At 71.5% G+C, this 19,076-nt stretch carries 19 protein-coding genes and 1 pseudogene; 9 read left to right on the forward strand and 11 right to left on the reverse strand.

The window, feature by feature from the left end; all coding sequences use genetic code 11:
- Window positions 1–342, forward strand: a pseudogene (locus GT030_RS11190) (RNA helicase); the annotation flags it as partial.
- Window position 343: 1 nt separating this feature from the next.
- Here the strand turns inward: GT030_RS11190 and GT030_RS11195 are convergent.
- A complete protein-coding gene (locus GT030_RS11195) occupies window positions 344–727 on the reverse strand; it encodes an SRPBCC family protein (protein ID WP_161200961.1) in 384 nt (127 codons plus the stop codon).
- 104 nt (window positions 728–831) lie between these two features.
- The gene (locus GT030_RS11200; RefSeq protein WP_161200962.1) at window positions 832–1,260 is read right to left on the reverse strand and encodes a CBS domain-containing protein; all 429 of its coding nucleotides are present in this window, start codon (window positions 1,258–1,260) and stop codon (window positions 832–834) included.
- Window positions 1,261–1,396: 136 nt separating this feature from the next.
- On the opposite strand from GT030_RS11200, the gene GT030_RS11205 reads away from it, so the two are divergent.
- Entirely contained in the window at window positions 1,397–1,627 is a 231-nt protein-coding gene (locus tag GT030_RS11205) for a DUF2945 domain-containing protein (RefSeq protein ID WP_161200963.1), read from the forward strand.
- Window positions 1,628–1,751: 124 nt separating this feature from the next.
- Here GT030_RS11205 and GT030_RS11210 read toward each other — a convergent pair whose 3' ends face one another.
- Both GT030_RS11210 and GT030_RS11215 read right to left on the reverse strand, forming a co-directional pair.
- Entirely contained in the window at window positions 1,752–2,396 is a 645-nt protein-coding gene (locus GT030_RS11210) for a dihydrofolate reductase family protein (RefSeq protein ID WP_161200964.1), read from the reverse strand.
- Window positions 2,397–2,503: 107 nt separating this feature from the next.
- Window positions 2,504–3,955 carry an aromatic amino acid ammonia-lyase gene (locus GT030_RS11215; RefSeq protein WP_161200965.1) on the reverse strand — a complete coding sequence of 484 codons (1,452 nt, stop codon included), beginning with the start codon at window positions 3,953–3,955 and terminating at the stop codon, window positions 2,504–2,506.
- Window positions 3,956–4,063: 108 nt separating this feature from the next.
- Between GT030_RS11215 and GT030_RS11220 the strand changes: the two genes are divergently transcribed.
- Both GT030_RS11220 and GT030_RS11225 read left to right on the forward strand, forming a co-directional pair.
- Entirely contained in the window at window positions 4,064–4,888 is an 825-nt protein-coding gene (locus GT030_RS11220) for a MurR/RpiR family transcriptional regulator (protein ID WP_161200966.1), read from the forward strand.
- Window positions 4,854–6,224, forward strand: a complete 1,371-nt coding sequence (locus GT030_RS11225; RefSeq protein WP_161200967.1) for an MFS transporter — start codon at window positions 4,854–4,856, stop codon at window positions 6,222–6,224. The genes GT030_RS11220 and GT030_RS11225 overlap by 35 nt, the downstream gene beginning before the upstream one ends.
- Before the next feature lie 11 nt (window positions 6,225–6,235).
- Here GT030_RS11225 and GT030_RS11230 read toward each other — a convergent pair whose 3' ends face one another.
- On the reverse strand, window positions 6,236–6,589 hold the full coding sequence (locus tag GT030_RS11230; protein WP_161200968.1) for a VOC family protein: 354 nt from the start codon (window positions 6,587–6,589) through the stop codon (window positions 6,236–6,238).
- Window positions 6,590–6,825: 236 nt separating this feature from the next.
- Complete coding sequence (locus GT030_RS11235; protein ID WP_161200969.1) at window positions 6,826–7,602, reverse strand: response regulator; 777 nt, start codon at window positions 7,600–7,602, stop codon at window positions 6,826–6,828.
- Window positions 7,603–7,714: 112 nt separating this feature from the next.
- Here GT030_RS11235 and GT030_RS11240 point away from each other — a divergent pair, with 112 nt between their 5' ends.
- A complete protein-coding gene (locus GT030_RS11240; protein ID WP_237522314.1) occupies window positions 7,715–9,307 on the forward strand; it encodes a sensor histidine kinase in 1,593 nt (530 codons plus the stop codon).
- A 174-nt stretch (window positions 9,308–9,481) separates the two neighbouring features.
- Here GT030_RS11240 and GT030_RS11245 read toward each other — a convergent pair whose 3' ends face one another.
- From GT030_RS11245 to GT030_RS11260, 4 genes are all read right to left on the reverse strand, one after another.
- Window positions 9,482–11,116 carry a cation acetate symporter gene (locus tag GT030_RS11245; RefSeq protein WP_161200970.1) on the reverse strand — a complete coding sequence of 545 codons (1,635 nt, stop codon included), beginning with the start codon at window positions 11,114–11,116 and terminating at the stop codon, window positions 9,482–9,484.
- The gene (locus GT030_RS11250; protein ID WP_346009609.1) at window positions 11,113–11,508 is read right to left on the reverse strand and encodes a DUF485 domain-containing protein; all 396 of its coding nucleotides are present in this window, start codon (window positions 11,506–11,508) and stop codon (window positions 11,113–11,115) included. Before GT030_RS11250 ends, GT030_RS11245 begins: the two co-directional genes overlap by 4 nt.
- Window positions 11,509–11,727: 219 nt before the next feature.
- Window positions 11,728–12,381, reverse strand: coding sequence for a histidine phosphatase family protein (locus tag GT030_RS11255; RefSeq protein ID WP_161200971.1), 654 nt, complete (start codon window positions 12,379–12,381; stop codon window positions 11,728–11,730).
- A 31-nt stretch (window positions 12,382–12,412) separates the two neighbouring features.
- On the reverse strand, window positions 12,413–13,012 hold the full coding sequence (locus tag GT030_RS11260; RefSeq protein ID WP_161200972.1) for a TetR/AcrR family transcriptional regulator: 600 nt from the start codon (window positions 13,010–13,012) through the stop codon (window positions 12,413–12,415).
- A 186-nt stretch (window positions 13,013–13,198) separates the two neighbouring features.
- On the opposite strand from GT030_RS11260, the gene GT030_RS11265 reads away from it, so the two are divergent.
- Both GT030_RS11265 and GT030_RS11270 read left to right on the forward strand, forming a co-directional pair.
- Window positions 13,199–14,449 (forward strand): saccharopine dehydrogenase NADP-binding domain-containing protein, encoded by a 1,251-nt coding sequence (locus GT030_RS11265; protein ID WP_161200973.1) that lies wholly within the window; start codon window positions 13,199–13,201, stop codon window positions 14,447–14,449.
- An 89-nt stretch (window positions 14,450–14,538) separates the two neighbouring features.
- The gene (locus GT030_RS11270) at window positions 14,539–16,062 is read left to right on the forward strand and encodes an AMP-binding protein (RefSeq protein WP_161200974.1); all 1,524 of its coding nucleotides are present in this window, start codon (window positions 14,539–14,541) and stop codon (window positions 16,060–16,062) included.
- An 8-nt stretch (window positions 16,063–16,070) separates the two neighbouring features.
- Here GT030_RS11270 and GT030_RS37340 read toward each other — a convergent pair whose 3' ends face one another.
- Window positions 16,071–16,697 carry a TetR/AcrR family transcriptional regulator gene (locus tag GT030_RS37340; RefSeq protein ID WP_346009610.1) on the reverse strand — a complete coding sequence of 209 codons (627 nt, stop codon included), beginning with the start codon at window positions 16,695–16,697 and terminating at the stop codon, window positions 16,071–16,073.
- 180 nt (window positions 16,698–16,877) lie between these two features.
- Here GT030_RS37340 and GT030_RS11280 point away from each other — a divergent pair, with 180 nt between their 5' ends.
- Complete coding sequence (locus GT030_RS11280; protein WP_161200975.1) at window positions 16,878–18,371, forward strand: NAD(P)/FAD-dependent oxidoreductase; 1,494 nt, start codon at window positions 16,878–16,880, stop codon at window positions 18,369–18,371.
- The coding region (locus tag GT030_RS11285; protein WP_161200976.1) for an alpha/beta fold hydrolase at window positions 18,368–19,076 on the forward strand (709 nt) is incomplete at its 3' end. The genes GT030_RS11280 and GT030_RS11285, both read left to right, overlap by 4 nt.

The following is a 19,076-nucleotide window of genomic DNA, read 5'->3' on the forward strand; positions in this document are numbered from 1 at the left end:
GGCCGCACCGCGCGCAGCGGCGGCTCGGGCAGCGTGGTGACACTGGTGCTGTCGGGCCAGCGGCGCGAACTGAGCAAGGTGACGTCGGAGGCCGGAGTCGAGCCGACGGTCACCAAGGTGCGCTCCGGCGAGGCCGCGCTCACCCGCATCACCGGCGCCCGCAGGCCCTCCGGCACCCCGCTCGACGGCGGCCCGTCCTCCCGCCCCAAGAACACCAACGCGCCGTTCCGCGGCATGGGCTCCAGCAAGGACACGTCCGGGGGCCGGCCGTCCCGCAAGACCAGCGAGGCTCGCAAGCTGGCGGAGGCCCGGCGGGCGGCCCAGGTGCGGCGCGGGCGGTGAGTCAGACGCGGGTCAGCCGGTGCAGGGCCCAGTCGACCATGGGTGCGTAGACCAGCGGTACCGGTGCGGGTGCCGTCAGGTGGACGGCGACCCGGGTGCCCGTGCCCCGGGGCTGCATGGTGTGTCCCACCAGAACGGGGATGCCGAGGAAGTTGACCTTCCAGGCCCAGGCGCCCTTCGGCTCGTCGACCTCGGTGACCTCGAACCGCCCGCGCAGGAACCCCGCGACCTCGACCTCACCCCGGGCACCCGGCCGGATGACGTCCCCCTCCGTCCGGACCGCGCGCAGGTGCGGCGCCCATCGCGCCCACTCCTCGTACCGCGCGTACCGCTCCCAGACCACATCGGGCGCAGCGGGGCCCGCGACCGTGACGGTGTGCCGCATGACAGTCCTCCCAGCGGTTTCCGGCCCAATGTACGGGGGCGGGCGGGGGGATGCGCGGCGAGCGGGGGCGGTCCGGGTGCCTGCCGCTCGCCGCCAGGAAGCGCCTAGCTGTCGCCGCGTGACTTGCGGGCGTGTTCCGGAGTGGGGGAGTCGATGCGGCCCGAGCGGCCCTGGAGGCGGGGGTCGCTCGCGTGGACGACGCCGACCGGGGAACCGCTCTCGATGACGGCGACCTGCCGGACCGAGTTCTCCTCCATCAGCCGGGCGACGTTGTCGAGACCGTCGTCGATGTCGACGGTGACGAGTCCCCCGCGCACCACCTCGGCCACGGTCAGTTTCTCGGCGTCGGCCGCCTCAGCCAGCGCGTGTACGACGAGATCGTGATCGCTGACCAGTCCCCGCAGCGCGCCGCCCTCCACCACGAGCACGACGTCGACCCCGTCGTCACGCATCGTCCGCGCCACGGACGTGACGGACTCCCGGCCGTCCACCGTCGTGGGGTTCCCCGTCATGATCTCGCGCACGCTGTCCATCGCCACTTCCTCCTTGATCGGCCACGGTCCTACGCCCCACCGTGTACCCCGCGACGCGCCCGCAACCCCGCGCCCAGGTGCGAACGGGCCGGCGTCCCGCCAGGGTGGAAGAACGCCCCCTCACCCAGGAGCCCCGATGAACGCCTCCGACAAGGACCGTCCCGCCAAGGGCGACAAGGTCGCCTGGAGCACCCACGGCACCGAGACCACCGGCAAGGTCGAAAGGAAGATCACCGACCGTACCGAGGCCGCCGGCCGCACGGTCGACGCCTCCCCCGACGACCCCCAGTACGAGGTCCGCAGCGACAAGTCGGGGCGGACTGCGGTGCACAAGCCTTCGGCGCTGAAGAAGAAGGGGAAGTCGTAGCGGCCTGACGCCGGCGCCGACTCCCGCCGGGGCACGCCACGTGACGCGGACGGAGCGGACCAGGAGCGAGGACGACACCCCCCGCCTCAGGGCAGCCCCGTACGGGAGCTGCCCTGAGCGCTGTTCACTTGCGCCAGAACAGGTGGTGCGTCACTCCGCTCGGGCTGGGGACGACGTCCCGGTGGAACCGGTCCAGCAGGTCGTCCGGCGAGTCCCAGAGCCGTACGCCCGACCCGAACTTCACCGGCGAGACGACCACGTGCAGGGTGTCGACCAGGTCGGCGTCGAGGAACTCCCGGATGGTGGTGGCCCCTCCCCCGAGCCGTACGTCCTTCCCCTGCGCCGCCTCCTTGGCCTGCGCGAGCACCTCCGCCGGTTCCCCCTCGACGAAGTGGAAGGTGGTGTCGGACAGGGTGATCGAGGGCCGCTTGTGGTGCGTCAGCACGAACACCGGTGTGTGGAAGGGAGGTTCGTCACCCCACCACCCCTCCCACTCCAGATCCTCCCAAGGCCCGCGCTGCGGGCCGAACTTGTTCCGGCCCATGATCTCCGCGCCGATGTTCCGCGCGTAGTCCCGCGTGAGGTAGTCGTCCAGCCCCCGGCTCCCGCCCGGCTCGGTCCGCATCGGCCAACTCGCCGTGGCCCCGGCCCACGCGAACAGCCTGCCGGGATCGACATGCCCGAACGGCCTCTCCAGCGTCTGGTCCTCTCCGGCCCCGATCCCATCACTGGAAACATTGAAGTTCTGCACCCGCAACAGCTGCCCCACGAGCTCCTCCTTGACAGTCGACAACGGTGGTGAGACTGGCGGGACCAGTGAAACTCATCGCGGATCGAGTACCTGCGCTCGACGGGCCCGACCCGGCAGACCGGCAGTCACAGAACCGCCAGCCGGTCCAGCAGCCGTTCCGCCTGCTGGATTTCCGTGCTCAGTGGATGGTCCTCGGCCACATGCGGAAGGCCCGCCGAGGCCAGGGCGAAGGCGTGGCGGAGGGGGGTGTCGGGGAGTTCCGTGTCGGACATGCGCAACGCGCGTACCGCGCCCAGGAGTTCGCAGGCCAGGACCGTGCGGTAGGCCGCCGTCGCCGCGACCGTGCTGCGGACCGCGTGGGTGGAGAAGCTGGCGTGGTCCTCCAGGCCGCGGGAGATGACGGCCGTTCCGAGGGTGACCGGAGAGGCTGCGTGGCGGAGGGTGCCGAGGGCGTCGTGGGCGACGTACTCGAGGATCATCACGCCGGAGCTGCCCGCAGGGCCCTCGGCGAGGAAAGGCGGCAGGCCGCTGAGGTCGGGTTCGACGAGGTCGCTGAGGCGGGCGGCGGACAGCTCCGCCGTGTGGTGGAGCGCGGCGCGCAGGTAGTCGAAGGCGAGCGCGACGGGAGCGGTGGAGAACTGGCCGTGATGGAAGGCCTGTTGGGTCTCCGTGTCGATGAGCGGGTTCTCCGCCGCCGCGTTGATGTCCACCTCCAGCACCTGTTCCACGCGCGCGGCGGCTTCCAGCGCGGGCCCCTGCACCTGGGGGAAGGCGCGCAGGCCGAACGGGTCCTGGAGGCGCCGGCCGGGTGGCAGGTCGCCGCCCGAGGTGAGCAGCCGGCGCAGCTCGGCGGCACACCGTACGGCGCCGGGATGCGGCCGCGAGGCGTGCACACGCTCGTCGTACGCCTCCGCCGAGCCGCCCAGCGCGCAGAAGGTCAGCGCGGTCACCACATGGCTCGCGGCGAGCAGCCGGGACAGGTCGTGCCAGGCGAGTACGGCCTCGGCGAGGGTCGCGGCGTTGCTGGAGATGAAGGCGAGCGCGTCGCCGGGACTGATCGCGACGGGGTCGATGCCGCCGGACTCCCAGGGCAGTTCACCGGCGAGGGTCAGCGCGATCTCGGCCAGCGCGGTGAGGTCGCCGGTGCCGATCGCGCCACGGGTGTGCACGAGGGGCAACGCGCCTACGCGCAGGGCCTGTTCGAGCGCCCGGAGCAGCCGGGGGTGCACCCCGCTGCCGGCGGCGGCGAGCTGGTTGAGACGTACGGCCATGACCGCGCGGACCGCGTCGTCGGGCAGCGGCGCGCCGGTGCCGCCGGCGTGGCTGCGCAGCAGGCGCAGTCCGTGCAGGTCGGCGCCGTCGGGGTCGACGACGATGTGGCGATTGGCGCCGACGCCGGTGGTCCGGCCGTAGACGGCGCCCTTCGCCCCCAGCTCAACGGCCAGTTCGTAACTCTGTTCCGCCCTGGTCAGCGCGTCGGGAGCCAGCTTCGGCCACGCGCTGCGCCGGGCCACGCGGACCACGTCGGCGCACCTCAGTCCGGCGCCGCTGATCAGGATGCGGCTGGAGTCGGTCATCGCCACCCCTCTTGACAAGAGTTCATTCATTACTGCGAATAGCATGTAACTCTTGATTCATCCTGCTGGCAAGAACCCCGCCGGCGAGAAGGCGAGAAGGAGAACCTGGTGCCCCGGTCGCTGCACGAGCTGCTCACCGCGCACCGGCTCACGCCCGCGCAACGGCGCATCGCCAGCTATCTGGCCGAGCGTCCGCGCGACGCCGCCGCGCTGACCAGCGCCGAGCTGGCCGAGCACGCGCAGGTGAGCCAGCCGTCGGTGACCCGTTTCGTCGCCCTGCTCGGCTTCGACGGGTACGCGGAGTTCCGGCGTTATCTGCGCGACGCGACCACCGAGCCGGTGCCGGAGCGCGACGGCAACAAGTTCCAGGCCGCCGTCGACGCCGACTTGCGCAACCTCGCCGCGCTGCGCGCCCAGCTCGCCGACGAGACCCGGCTGCGGGCGATCGCCGAGCGGCTGATGGCGTCCGTGCCGCTCGTCGTCGTGGGGTACCGCGTGTCGGCCGCACAGGCCGCCTCGTTCGCCTACCTTGCCACCAAGATCCATCCGGATGTCCGGCTGCTGACCGACTCGGGCAGTGTGTTCGGCGACCACCTACGGCACGCCCACCGGTGCGGCGCCCGAACAGCGGTGATGGTCGCGCTCCCCCGCTACCCGCGGGAGTGCGCGGCCGCGCTCCACCAGGCCCGCACCCTGGGCCTGCACACGCTTCTGATCACGGACCGGCTCGTCACGGCGCTCACCCCCCTCGCCGACGACGTGCTGAGCGCGGGAGTCGCCTCCGAGTTCGTGTTCGACTCGCATGCCGCGGTCGTCTCGCTGACCGTGGCGCTGGTGGAGGCGATGGCCGACGCGGCCGGTGCCTCGGCCCGGCAACGACTGGAAGGTTTCGAAGACTATGCCGCAGAGCAAGACCTCTTCCTCCGGGAGTGACGCTCCCGGACCCTCGGGGGGCGACGCGGCGGCGACCGCGTTCGACGACGCTCCCCTCAACCGCTTCCATCTGCGCATCACCGCGCTGACGTTCTGCGCCAATTACTCCGACGGCTATGAACTCGGCATCATCAGCATCGCGCTGCCGTTGATCGCCAGGCAGTTGGGATTCGGCTCCGTGTGGGAGGGGCTGCTCGGCGCGGCGGCGCTGATCGGCATCTTCGTCGGCAGCGTGGTCGTCGGCTGGGGCGCCGACCGGATCGGCCGCCAGCGCCTTTACACGTACAACTTCCTGCTCATCTCGGTCGCGTCGGCCGCCGAGTTCTTCGTGACCGGCCCCGCCCAGTTGTTCGTACTGCGTCTGCTGATCGGTATCGGCATCGGCGCCGACTACGCGCTGGGCCCGACGCTGGTCGCCGAGTTCGTACCGCGCCGCTACCGGGGCGGACTGCTCGCCTCGCTGACCGTCATGTGGACGGTGGGGTACGTGGTGGCGTTCTTCCTCGGCAACTGGGTGGTCGGCCTCGGCGGCGAGGCGTGGCGGTGGCTGCTCGCGTCCAGCAGTCTGCCGGCGCTGGCGGTGGTGCTGCTGCGGCTCGGCGTGCCGGAGTCCCCGCGCTGGCTCGTCGCACGCGGGCACCTGGAGCAGGCACGGGCCGTGGTGCGCCGGCTCGGCGGCAAGGAGGACCAGGTCGCCTCGCTGGCCCGTATCGCCCGCGCCGCGGCCGAGCGCCCCCGGGCGCGCTACCGGGACCTGTTCGGCCCCGAGTACTGGCGGCGCACGGCGTTCGGCGTCGTCTTCTACAACGCCCAGGTGGTGCCGTACTTCGCCATCTATACGTTCCTGCCGCTGGTGCTGGCCAAGATCGGGGTCGGCGAGGAGGACACCACCAGCGACGGCGTCCTGAACCTGTTCCTGCTGGGCGGCAGTGTGGCGGGGCTGTGGTTCGTGGCGAAGATGACCCGGCGCGGGCTGACAATCTGGTCCTTCGTCGTCCTCATCGCCGCGCTCGCCCCCATGGCGGTCTGGCCCGACGCGCCGAAGGCCCTGCTCTTCCCGCTGTTCCTGGTCTTCACCTTCACCATGTCGGCGGCCGTCAACCTCGACCAGGTCTACCCCGCCGAGCTCTTCCCCACCGACCTCCGCAGCTCCGGCGTCGGCCTGCTCAACGGCATGAGCCGCATCGGCTCGGCGATCGGCACCTTCCTCCTCCCCCTCAGCCTCGACCACATCGGCTTCTCCCCCACCATGCTGGCCCTGACCGTCGTGCTGGCGATCGGCCTCGCGGCGTCGGTGGCGTGGGCCCCGGAGACGAAGAACGTGGCTCTGGACTGACGGAGCCGCCGTCAGGCGGGCTGCCACAACTCGACGCGGTTGCCCTCCGGATCGGTCACCCATCCGAAACGGCCGACGCCCTCCATCTCCTGGGTCTCGCCGGCCACGTCGGCCCCCTTGGCGCGGAGTTGCGCGAGCATCGCGTCCAGGTCGGCGACGCGGAAGTTGAGCATGGTCTGCTGCGTGCGGGAGCCGAAGTAGCCGGTTCCGGAGTCGAAGGTCGCGAACACGGTCGGCCCGGTCCCCTGCTGCCACAGGCCGTGCTCATCGGCGTCCAGACCCAGGCAGTCCCGGTACCAGGCGTTCAGGGCCACCGGATCGGCGGCCCGCAGGAAGTAGCCGCCGATTCCAAGTACACGTTCCATGCGGTCATCCTGCCAGGCTGAGAGAGTGCCGGCCGAGGTGCTCGCTGTCGTCTGTTCGGCCGGCGTGGCCACCGTCACGCGTCTCGGCACCAAGGTGATCAAGGAAGGTACCGCTCCCCCGTTCCGGCTGAGCGGTCAGGACTCCGTCCGGGCGTTCGCGTTCAGGCGCAGGCGAGGGTGAAGGCGGTGCCGTCGTACGGGCCGGCGGGGTCCGTACGACCGTGCTCCACGACGGTTCAGGCGCGCGGGGGGCGGGTTGCCGTTTCCAGGTAGAAGGCGTCGATGCTCTGGACGGCCTGTTCGAATTCGGCGAGGTTGACGGGCTTGGTGACGTAGGCGTTGGCATGGCCCTGGTAGGCGCCGGTGACGTCGTCGGGGGCGGAGGAGGTGGTGAGGACGACGACGGGGATGGTCTGGAGCTCCTCGTCGGCCTTGAGGATCTGGAGCAGCTCGCGGCCGTTCATGCGGGGCATGTTGAGGTCGAGCACGATGAGGTCGGGGCGCACGCTGTCCGGGGCGCGCAGGTGCTCCAGCGCGGCGACTCCGTCGGTGACCTGGACCAGGTTCCGGGCACCGCGCTCGGACAGGGCCTCCTCTATGAGGAGGGCGTCTGCGACGTCGTCCTCGACGAGCAGGACGTCGAAGGGGCGGGTGGGGCTGGTCATCATCGGATGCTCCGTGGGTGCTTCATTGGAGTGGGTGAAGAGTCCCGGCCAGCGGCGCCGGGCGCCCTGGCGCGTCATGTCGCTGGCCTCGCCGAGCTGGGGGTAGCCGGCACCCGCGCGGGCGGCCTCCACGGCCGCCGCACGCTGGAGGCGTTCGGCGGCCCGCTGGAGATGCGTCAGTACGTGCAGCCGGGTCAGCGCGTGCATGGGATCGTCCGGCGAGGGAACACGGGCACTTGGCTCCGTGACCTCATGGACGATGCGCCGCGCGACCTCGTCGACCGCGGCGTCCGCGAGGGCGGTCAACTCCTGCGGGGCGGTCGGCACGACGAAGTTCTTGCCAGGCATGACCAGCAGCGTAAGCCCTCGGCATCACCCGCGACAACAACGGTTGTCATCGTCGCTTAAGGTATGCCTGCGCCGCTGTGATCGCGGCCGTCACCGCGGAGGAGAACAGAGGATGCCCGTCGTTGAGAAGCCGCCGCACGCGCGGGAGCTGTCCCGGTGGACGACTCGGCGCTGGCTTCGCCTCGGAGTCACCGTAGCGATGTCCGTCCTGGTGCTCCTGGGGGCGACCGGCGCCTGGGCGCTCGGGCGGACCGCGTCGATCAGCGACAACCTCGTGGACGTGAAGTCTCCCGCGCTGATGACCTCGATCCGGCTGGAGTCGGCGCTGCTCAACCAGGAGACCGGCATCCGGGGTTACGGACTCACCGGCACCCCGGATTTCCTGGGCCCGTACCGGCAGGGGCTCAGCCAGCAGAAGGTGTACACGAAGGAACTGTCGGGCCTCCTCCGGGGCAACCCCGCGCGCCTGCGCGACCTCAAGGTCGTGGAGGACCGTATCGAGACGTGGCAGGCGCAGATCGCGCGGCAGATCGCGGCCTCACCGACCGGCAAGCCCTCTCCTCTGGCCACCGAGAACGCGGACAAGGGCAGGACGGCCTTCGACGCCACGCGTGCCGCCATGGCCACCCAGCAGGAACGGCTGCGCGCCGACCGCGCGTCGGCCAGGGCGGACCTGCTCGCCACGATGCGCCTGCGGAACTGGATCTTCGCCGCCATCGCGGCGGTCATCGTGGCCCTCGCGGTGATCGTCTCCGAGGCGTTGCGCCGGGGTGTCACCGGGCCCTTGGAGCGGATCGGCGCGGACGCCCGGACCATCGCGGAAGGCGACTTCCGCCACCCGATCACCCCGACCGGCCCCGCCGACCTGCGGCAGTTGAGCGACGAGATCGAGTCCATGCGCATGCGGCTGCTCCAGGCGCTGGACTTCAGTGAGGAGGCCCGGCTGCGGCTGGACGAGCAGTCCGCCGACCTCAAGCGGTCCAACGCGGAACTGGAGCAGTTCGCGTACGTCGCCTCGCACGACCTCCAGGAACCGCTACGGAAGGTGTCCAGCTTCACGCAGTTGCTCCAGCGGCGGTACGGCGGTCAGCTCGACGAACGGGCGGACCAGTACATCGACTTCGCCGTCGACGGCGCGAACCGCATGCAGACCCTCATCAACGACCTGCTCGACTTCTCCCGCGTGGGCCGCGTCCACAACACCCAGCAGAGCGTCGACCTGAACACGGTGATGAAGCGAACCCTCACCGCGATCAGCGTCAGTATCGAGGAGTCGGGAGCGGTGATCACCCGTGACGAACTCCCCACCCTCGTCGCCGACTCCACGCAGATGGGCATGCTCTGGCAGAACCTGATCGGCAACGCCATCAAGTTCCGTCACCCCGGCGAGACCCCGGTCATCCACATCTCCGCCGAACAGGACGGCGACTTCTGGCGCTTCGCCGTCACCGACAACGGCATCGGCATCGCTCCCGAGTACGCCGAAAAGGTCTTCGTCATCTTCCAGCGCCTCCACACCAAGGACCGCTACCAGGGCAGCGGCATCGGCCTAGCGATGTGCAAGAAGATCGTCGAATTCCACGGCGGCACCATCGCGGTGGACCTCACCCACACCGAGGGCACCCGCATCGTCTTCACCTTGGCGAGCAGGCCGACGGAGCCCGGCGAGTCGGAGGACTTGATCGCACAGGCGGTGACGCGCTAGCGGGCGTCCTGTCGGTCAGGGGCCGTGCTCCTCCTCCTCCTTGGCCTCGTCAGAACCCCCGGCGCTCAGCCGCGCGGGCGCCCGAACTCCTCGTTGGCCCACACCCGGCCGCGTTCGGAGAGGTTGAGCCGGTCGCGGAGGTCGCGGAGGTGGCCCGCCCGTTGCCGGAACTGGTCAAGAGCCATCCGTGCCTCCCGCCGAACGGTCCCCTGCCGGAGGCCCCGTCAGGAGGCGGTGTTCGGTGGATTCGTAGCGGGCGCGTTCCCGGTCGGCGGTGGACTTGCCGGTGAGGACGGAGGTGAGCCAGCCGGCCAGGAAGCCGGCCGGGATGGAGGCGAGGGCCGGGGTGTTGTAGGGGAACCAGTCGAAGTCGGCCTCGGGGAAGGCGGAGAGGGGGGTGCCGGAGACGAGGGTGGTGCCCGGGGTGAGGGCGAGGACGGTGAGGGAGCCGACGATGAGGGTGGCGAGCAGGCCCGCGCGGGTGTAGCGGCGCCAGAAGAGGGTGAACAGGAGCGCGGGCGCGATCGCCGAGGCGCCGAGGGTGAAGGAGAGGGTCGCCAGCGGCTGGAGGCTGCGGTGCTGGGCGAGGGCGGCCACCAGGATGACGGGGATGCCGACCAGCAGGGCACACGAGCGGGCGAGGGCGAGTTCCCGCACCGGTGCCAGCGGGGCGCGGCGGGAGGCCGTCAGGTCATGGGCGAGCGCGTTCGCACAGGCCAGCGTCATGCTCGCCACGGACGCGAGCAGGGTCAGGAACACGGCGGTGGTGACGGTGGCGAAGAGCAGGCTCTCCGAGCGCGAGAGACCGCTGCCGAACGCGGCCCGCGCGCCCAGCAGATAGGCCGTCGTGCCGTGCGGATCGGCCCCGGTGATGCGCGCGTGCCCGAGAAGGGCGGTGGCCCCGGTGCAGATCAGGACGAGCATCAGGATGAACAGGGTGACCGAGGAGACCGCCCAGGACATGGCCCGCCGCACCTGGCGCGGCGTCCCGGCGGTGTACATGCGCATGGTGACGTGCGGCAGACACCCGGCGCCCAGCACGATCGCGCACTGGGTGCTCGCCAGATCGACCGCGGGATGCGGGCTGCTGGAGTACTGCAGCCCCCAGCGCAGGTACGCGGGGCCGGCCCCGCTCTCGCGCGCGGCGGTCCGGAACAGCGCCTCGGTGCTCCAGCCGAAGGTGTGCAGGATCAGCCCGCTGACGACGAGCCCGGAGGCGAGCAGCATCACCGTCTTGAAGATCTGCACGAGCGCCGTACCCCGCATGCCGCCCAGCGCCGCGTAACTGATCATGAGTATCCCGGCCCCGGCCACACAGCCGTTCTTCGCGGCGGGCTCGGTGAACCCCATGACATAGGCGAGGAGTTCACCCACCCCGGCGAGCTGGACGATCATCATCGGGACGAGCGCGAGCAGGGTGGCCGCGCAGGCCGCGACGCGGACGGACCGGGCCGGATGGCGGTGGCCGAGCACGTCGCCCATGGTGTACCGGCCGGTGTTGTGGAGCGGCTCGGCGAGCAGGAACATCAGCAGGAGCAGGGACAGTACGGCGCTGAGCGCGAGGACCACCCCGTCGTACCCGCACAGCGCGACGATGCCGCCGATGGTGAGCACGGTGGCGGCGGAGATGTAGTCCCCGGCGATGGCGAGCCCGTTGCGCAGGGGCGAGAGGGATTTGTAGCCGGTGTAGAACTCGGCCAGGTCGTCCGCGTCCGGACCGGTGAGGACGCAGAGCAGCAGGGTCAGCGCGACGACGGAGCAGAAGGCGGCCAGGGACCAGGACTGCGCGGGACCGCTGAACTCCGTCACCGGCCTCCTTCCCGGTGCACGGGCGCCGGGTAGGACTGGCGGGCGCGACGGGCCAGCGGGTCGACGAGTCGGTAGGCGGTGGCCTCGTAGAGCAGGACGGCCAGCCAGGTGACGGGGATCTGCACGAGGGCCAGGACGAGACCGGTGGGCAGTCCGCCCGGTCCTGGACGGGTCATCAGCCACGGAGCTTTGACGGTCAGCGTGAGGAAGACGGCGAAGTAGCCGAGCGCGGTGAGGGACGCCACGCGCCGCTGCCAGCGGTAGGCGCGGCGCAGCATGCGCAGGGTGCGGTGGGGACCGGAGCGAGGGCCCGGCGGCTCCGTCGGACCATGTCCCGTCGACCAACTGGGTGCGCGGCGATCGGAGGGTAACTCGGAGCTGTCGTAGGACACTTCGTGATCTCCTGGCGGGGACCGGGCCCGGAAAGAGACGGACCGTGCGGGATGACCATGACGCTATGTCGACATGTTCCCTGCCGGGGACCCTTCTAGGCCAGAGGGCACCCCCTGACCAGGCGGCGCCCTCCGCGTCCCCGTACATACCGCACGGCCACCCGGGCCCCGCTCGCCGGCTTTGCTTCCGCGGCGGACTGAGGGGGCGTGCTCCGCGCCTCAGCGATAGGTGAGCAACTGCCGCCTGTCACCGGTGAAATGGGCGTGCTCGTTGAAGGTCAGCAGGGTGGTGCCGGACGCCCCCACGGCGAGGGTGGTGACGGAGGCGTTGACGGCCACCCGGTTCAGGGCGACGACTCCCCCGTGGGGCAGCGGGAGCAGCGTTCCGCACAGTGCGGCGAGGACGCCGCCCGAGGTGACGACGACCGCGTCCCGCCCCCGGCCGAGCGTGGCGGACAGCTCGGCCAGTCCGGCGGTGGCCCGCCCGGCGAACGCGGCCCAGGTCTCGCCGTCGGCGTCGGTCGCGGCGGGGTCCCGCATCCAGGCCAACAGGGCGTGGTCGAGCAGGTCCTGCGTCGAGGAGGTCCGGCCGGACGCGGGGGCGTAGCGGGCGATCAGGTCGAGGTGGTCGTACTCGTTCCAGCGCGCGTCCTGATGGAGCGGGCGCTCGAATCCGGCCGCCTCCGCGAGGAGTTGAGCCGTGTCGCGCTGACGGGTCAGGGTGCCCGAGACGACGTACGGGTCCCGCAGGCCCCGGCGGGCGAGTTCCCGGCCGACGGCGGCCGCCTGGACGCGGCCGGGCTCGGAGAGGACGTCGTAGTCGTCCGCTCCCGCGGAGGCTTGGCCGTGACGGACGAGGCAGATCAGTGGCATGGCGGAACTCCCGCTCCCCTTCTGTCGATTCTCAGGTGCTACGCGGGGCGAACCGCTTCCTCACCTGCTCCAGAGCGCTCACGAGCAGGTCGACCAGGTCGGCGGTGGTGACGACCTCGTCGCCGGCGCCGATGGCCATCTCCTCCGCCATGGCCAGCCAGCCCCGGACGGCGAGCCGGTGCAGCGGCGTCGGGTCATGGACCCCCGCCGCGTCCAGCACCCGGTCGGTCAGGACGCGGCGGTTGCCCTCGAAGACCTCCAGCACGCGTTCGTCACCGCCGGCCGCGGCCCGCACCACGGCCACGTAGTTGTCCTTGCGCCGCCGCACGAAGGACACGAAGCCGTCGACGATCCCGCGCACCCGCTCCCCCGGCGTGCCTTCTTCCGGGGCCCTGGCGTGCAGCAGCAGCCGGTCCCCACCGGCCCGCACGACGGCCACGTAGTAGTCCCGCTTGGTCGGGAAGTAGTGGAAGAGCAGCCCGCGGGAGATGCCCGCCTCGGCGGCCACCTCGTCGATGGACATCTCGTGGATGGGGCGGGTGGTGAGCAGACGCAGCCCGATCCCGATGAGCTGCGCCCGGCGCTCTTCCGGCTTCAGCCGGGCACGGGCCGGTGCGGGCGGGACGGTCATGGTCGCCGACCCTAGCTTGTTGAGCATTGCTCGACAAGGCTCGATACCTCCGGCCTCTTGACGGCAGGCGCCCCGCCCCTAAACTGAAACACGATTCGAGATCGGATCTGCTCGCCGCAACAGAACGGAGCAAGCTGTGGCTCACTGTTTTGACGTCGACACCCGCGGACCCCTCGGAGGTGCTGCATGACGGCGCGGAAGGTGGTGTTCATCGGCGCGGCGGGTGAGATGTGCCGGGTGGCCATCGAGCGGTTCGCCAGGGCCGACGGGGACTGGGAGCTGGTCCTGTGCGACATCCGGCCCGACCTGCTGAACCCCCTGCTCGCGCGGCTGCCGCGTGGCCGGGCCACGGCCCGGCGGCTGGACCTGTACGACCGTGCCGGCCTGCTGGACGTGGTCGACGGCGCCGCCCTCGTCGTTCTCGGCGCGGGCCCGTACATCCGCACCTCGGAGCCGGTGATCTCGGCCTGCCTGGAGGCGGGGGTACCGTATCTCGACTTCGACGACGACGTGGAGAGCACCCAGCACGCCCTCTCCCTGGCCGACCGGGCGCACGAGGCGGGCATCCCGGTCTACGTCGGCTGCGGCGCCTCCCCCGGCATGAGCAACGTCCTCGTGGTGGACGCCGCGAGCGAACTCGACACGGTCGAGAACATCGACCTGGCCTGGCTGGTGGGCGACGAACGCCCCGAGGTGGGCCGGGCCGTCCTCGAACACCTCATGCACATCGCGGCCGGCGACTGCCTGACCTGGGAGAACGGCGCTCCCGTCGTCCACGAGTCGTACGTGGAGACCACCACTGTCCCCATGGGCGGCGGCGTCGGCGAGATCCTGCTGTACGAGACCGCCCACCCGGAGCCGGTCACCCTCCCCCGCCGCTATCCCGAGGCCCGGCGCATCCGCTGCGTCGGCGGTCTCGACCCCGCCCCCTTCAACGGCCTCGCACGCGGTCTCGGACTGGCCGTCCAGCGCGGGAAGATCACCGTCGAGCAGGCCGTCGACTTCATCCAGGCCGTCCTCCACAACCGCGTCGACGACGCCACCGCTCTCCGGCACGCTCTGCGCGGCATGACCGGTCAGGTCCGCCGGGGCGAGAGCGGTGCGGGGACGCTGTCCAGGTTCCTGCTGGCCTCCGCGCTGCGCCGCACGTATCCCTGGCGCGGCGGTCTTCTGGCCCGCGTCACCGGCACCCGGAACGGGCGTCCGGCCGTCGCCGTCCGCCGCACGGTGGTCAGCGGCCCCGGCTCCTACCTGGCCAGCAGCATGGGCAGCCTGACCGGCACCGCCTGCGCGGCGTTCATGGTCCTGGCGCTGGACGAGGCCGGCAAGCGATCGGGCGCCTTCGCTCCCGAGGACTGGGCCGACCCGGAGGCGTTCTACACCGCCCTCGAACGCGTCGGCACTCCGCGCCACGAGATAGTCGAGGCACTCGTCTAGGGCCCTCTTCCGGATCCTGCCGACCCGAGCCAACCTGATCCGGAAGAAAGGCCCTGGCAGCCGCATCGCCCCCCTCAGGAGCCGCCCCCGTGAGCCGTGCAGTATTCGAGATCCCCCGCACGACGTGTCCGTTCCCCCGACAGGCCGTCGTCCGAGGTGCCGACGGCGTCCCGCGCTACGCCGGCCTCCCCGCGAACCTGCTCGATGTGCTGCGGGCGCACGCCGAGCAGCGGCCCGGCACCGAGGCGGTGGTCGAGCTGGGCGGGGAGCGCCTGACCTACGCCCGGCTGTGGGAGCGCGCCTCACGGGTGGCCGGAGGGCTGCGAGCGGCGGGGGTGGAGCGCGGCGACCGGGTGGCGGTGCGGTATCCGGCGGGCGTGGACTGGGTGTTGGCCTTCTGGGGCACCCTGCTCGCCGGGGGCATCGCGGTGGCGGTCAACACGCGGTCCGCCCCGCCGGAGGTCGAGTTCGTCCTCACCGACTCCGGTGCGCGCGCCGACCTGGCGCCCGGCACTCCGCTCCCCGACGGCGACCCGTACGTGGCGACGGACCTGGGTGCCGACGACATGGCCGCGCTCTTCTACACCTCGGGCACGACCGGCCACCCCAAGGGCGTCCCCACCACGCACGCCGCCTTCCTCACCAACGCCGAGACCATGGTCCGCTGCCTCGGGCTGCCGAAGGACACCGGACCGGCGCTGCGCACGCTGATCTCCGCACCCCTGTTCCACGTCACGGCCTGCAACTCGCAGCTCCTGGTGGCCACTTACGCCGGCGGCACCTCGGTGATCATGCCCGCGCCCGACCTGCCGAGCATGGCGCGGGCGCTGGCGGCGGAGCGGATCACCTTCCTGGTGACGGTGCCCGCCGTGTACGCGCTGCTCCTGCGGCACCCGGCCTTCGCGGACGCCGACGTCTCCGGCGTCCGCACGGTCGCCTACGGCGGCGCCCCGATCGCCCCGGCGCTGGTCCGGTCCCTGAGGGCGGCGTTCCCCACGGCGTCACTGATGAACGGGTACGGCATGACGGAGACGGCCTCGCTGATCACGGTTCTGCCGGACCGGGACGCGGTGGAGCACGCCGATTCCGTCGGGTACGCGGTGCCCGCGGTCGACCTGGGCGTCCTGCCGATCGGGGGCGACCTCGGTGAACTGGTGGTCCGGGGCGCCAACGTGACCACCGGATACTGGAACAGGCCGCGGGCCACGGCGGAGGCTTTCGTGGACGGCTGGCTGCGTACCGGCGACATCGTCCGGGTGGACCCGGCCGGGCGGGTGCACATCGTCGACCGGGCCAAGGACATCATCAACCGGGGCGGGGAGAACGTCTCCAGCGTGGAGGTGGAGGCGGTGCTGCTCTCGGCGCCTGGGGTCATGGACGCGGCGGTCCTGGGCGTGCCCGACGACGTGATGGGCGAGAAGGTCGGGGCCGTCCTGCACGGTGACGGGATCGACCTGCCGGCCGTGCTCGCGCACTGCCGTGAGCGGCTCGCCGACTTCAAGGTCCCGCAGTACGTCACCATGGCCGGCGAGCCGCTGCCGCGCAACGCCGGGGGCAAACTGCTGAAGAAGCAGCTCCGCGAGCGGGTCGCGTGGGGCGACCCGCTGCGCTGACAGCCGGGCTACGCCTCTGCGGGGGCGTAGGTCCGGAAGTACGCGGTGAGCATGCGGCGCCCCTCGTCGATCGTCACGTCGTCGCCGTCCGGGGAGCGCCGGAACGCGATGTCGAAGAACCGGTTGGCCACCTCGAAGGCGATCTGCGCGACGTGGCGCGGGGTGTCGGCAGCGATGAGGTTCCGCTCGACCAGGACGAGCCAGAGCCGCTCCGCCTGGGCCTCGTCGAAGCCGCGGACCAGGGCGTCCAGCGTCTCGTTGCGCCCCGCGAACCACAGCTCGGTGCAGCTCCTGTGGCCGCGGAAGTAGGCGAGTACCACGTCGATGAGGGCGTCCGCGATGCCTTCGAGCGTGCACGGCTCAGGGTCTTCCAGCACACCGTTCACCATGGCGTCGAGCTGCTGCACGTGGTGCTGGAGCAGCTCGGCGTCGACCTGATGCCGGTCCGGGAAGTAGTGGTACATCGACGCGGTCGGAATACCCGCCCGCTCCCCGATCGCCTTGAGCGTGGCCGCCTCGTACCCCTGCTCCGCGAGCAGCGCCTCCGCCGCGTCGAGGATGGCACGCCTGCGCTCCACACCGCGCCGCTGGACCACGGGCGGGCGGGTGGAAGTCGTCGAATCCTTGTCGAACACGATTCGAGATCATATCAGCGGAGCCGGTGGCGGTTGAGGTTGACAGCGCATGACCGACTCGTAGACTCGAATGCAATTCGAGTTTCAGTGCGCCGCCACCATGCGATCCCGGGCGGGCGGCCCGCCGCAGTCCGGCAGTCGGCACGACCCAGTCCGCCACGACGGCGGCGAGGAGACAGCATGACCGAGAAGACCCACAGCTCGCCGCCGGCCGCCGACGTCGATGTGCTGATCGTCGGTGCCGGGATCTCCGGTATCGGTGCGGCCGGCCATCTGGCGTCCCGGCGCCCTGGCACGACGTTCACGATCCTGGAGGCACGGGAGTCGATCGGCGGTACCTGGGACCTGTTCCGGTATCCCGGCATCCGGTCGGACTCGGACATGTCGACCTTCGGGTTCGGCTTCAGACCGTGGACCCACCGCAAGGCCATCGCCGACGGCCACCTCATCCTCGACTACCTCCAGCAGACCGTCGCCGACAAGCGGCTCGCCCGGCACATCCGGTTCGGGCACCGGGTGGCCGGCGCGGAGTTCTCCACGGCCGAGCGTCGCTGGACGGTCACCGCCGAACGGACGGACACCGGGGAACAGTCGACGTTCACCGCCCGCTTCCTGCTCCTCGGCACCGGCTACTACGACCACGGGGAAGGGTTCACCCCGGAGTTCGCCGGAGTCGAGGACTTCCGCGGCCGCGTGGTCCATCCGCAGCACTGGCCCGACGACCTCGATTACACCGGCAAGCAGGTGCTGGTGATCGGCAGCGGCGCCACGGCGGTCACGCTGATCCCGGCCATGGCGGGCCGGGCGGGGCACGTGACGATGCTCCAGCGGTCTCCGGGGTACATCTTCTCGCTGCCGTCCGAGGACGTGGTCGCCGGCGTGCTGCGCAAGGTGCTCGGCCCGCGGCGGGCGCACAAGCTCGTCCGGCGCAAGAACATCTGGCTGACCCGGAGCATGTACAAGCTGTGCAGGCGGGCCCCGAAGCTGGCGCGCAGGCTGCTCATCGCCCGGGTACGGCGGGAACTCCCCCGGCACTTCGACGTCGACACGCACTTCACCCCCAGCTACGCACCCTGGGACCAGCGGCTCTGCGTGGTGCCCGACGGCGACCTGTTCAAGGCGCTGTCGAGCGGCCGGGCCTCGGTCGTCACCGAGCGGATCGCCCGGTTCACCGAGGCGGGCATCCTGCTGGAGTCGGGCCGGGAACTGACCGCCGACGTCATCGTCACAGCGACCGGGCTCAACATGTCGCCCTTCGGCAAGATGCGGCTCCAGGTGGACGGGCTCCCGGTCGACCTGTCCGACACCACCGCCTACAAGGCGATGATGCTGTCCGGCGTCCCCAACCTGGTCTTCGCCCTCGGCTACACCAACCTCTCCTGGACCCTCAAGGTGGACCTGGTCTGGGAGCACTTCTGCCGCCTGCTCGACCACATGGACTCCCACGGCTACGACACCGTCACGCCCGTGCTGCACGACCCGGCGATGAAGCGGGTTCCGTTCATGAACCTGTCCGCCGGATACGTCGAGCGCGGGATCGGGGCCTTCCCCAGGGCCGGGACGCGCGGCCCGTGGACGGTGGAGATGGCGTACGAGAAGGACGTGGAGCGGCTGCGCGACGGGCCGGTGGCGGACGCGGCCCTGCACTTCAGCGGAGCGAGGCACGGCCGGTGAGCCGCCAGGTCACCTTCCCCAGCCACGGCGTCACCTGCGGCGCCACGCACCTCCCGGCCCGGAGCGATGCCCTGACCGGCCCGGCCGGCCGGCCGTGCGTGGTCATGGCCCACGGCTTCGGCGGCACCCGCGACAGCGGTCTGACGGGTTACGCGGAGGGCTTCGCCGACGCCGGGATGGACGTGTTCCTGTTCGACTACCGGGGCTTCGGCGACTCCGGCGGCACGCCCCGGCAGGACGTGTCGGTACGACGGCAGCGGCAGGACTACCACGCGGCCCTCGCCGCCGCCCGGCACCTGCCCGGTGTGGACCCGGACCGGATCGTCCTGTGGGGCACGTCGTACGCGGGCGGCCATGTCGTCGCCGTCGCCGCACGGGACGGCCGCGTCGCGGCGGCGGTCGCGCTGACGCCCGCCACGGACGGGCTCGCCACCCTGGCGCACGTCGTCCGTCTGGCGGGGGTGGGCCGGTTGCTGGAGCTGGCCGGGCACGGCCTGCGCGACGCGGCGCGGGCCCTCACCGGGCAGCGGCCGCACCACCTGCCCGTCGTCGGGCCGCCAGGCGCTACGGCGATGATGACCACCCCGGACATCGAGCGGATCAGCGCCGTCATGGCCGGTCCGACCTGGCGCAACGAGGTCTGCGCCCGTGCCGCGCTGAAAGTCGGCGCCAACCGGCCGGTCGTCCACGCCGGACGGCTGGCCT

It is taken from the genome of Streptomyces sp. SID1328 (genome assembly GCF_009865595.1).
In the GTDB taxonomy this organism is placed as follows: Bacteria; Actinomycetota; Actinomycetes; order Streptomycetales; family Streptomycetaceae; genus Streptomyces; species Streptomyces griseoluteus.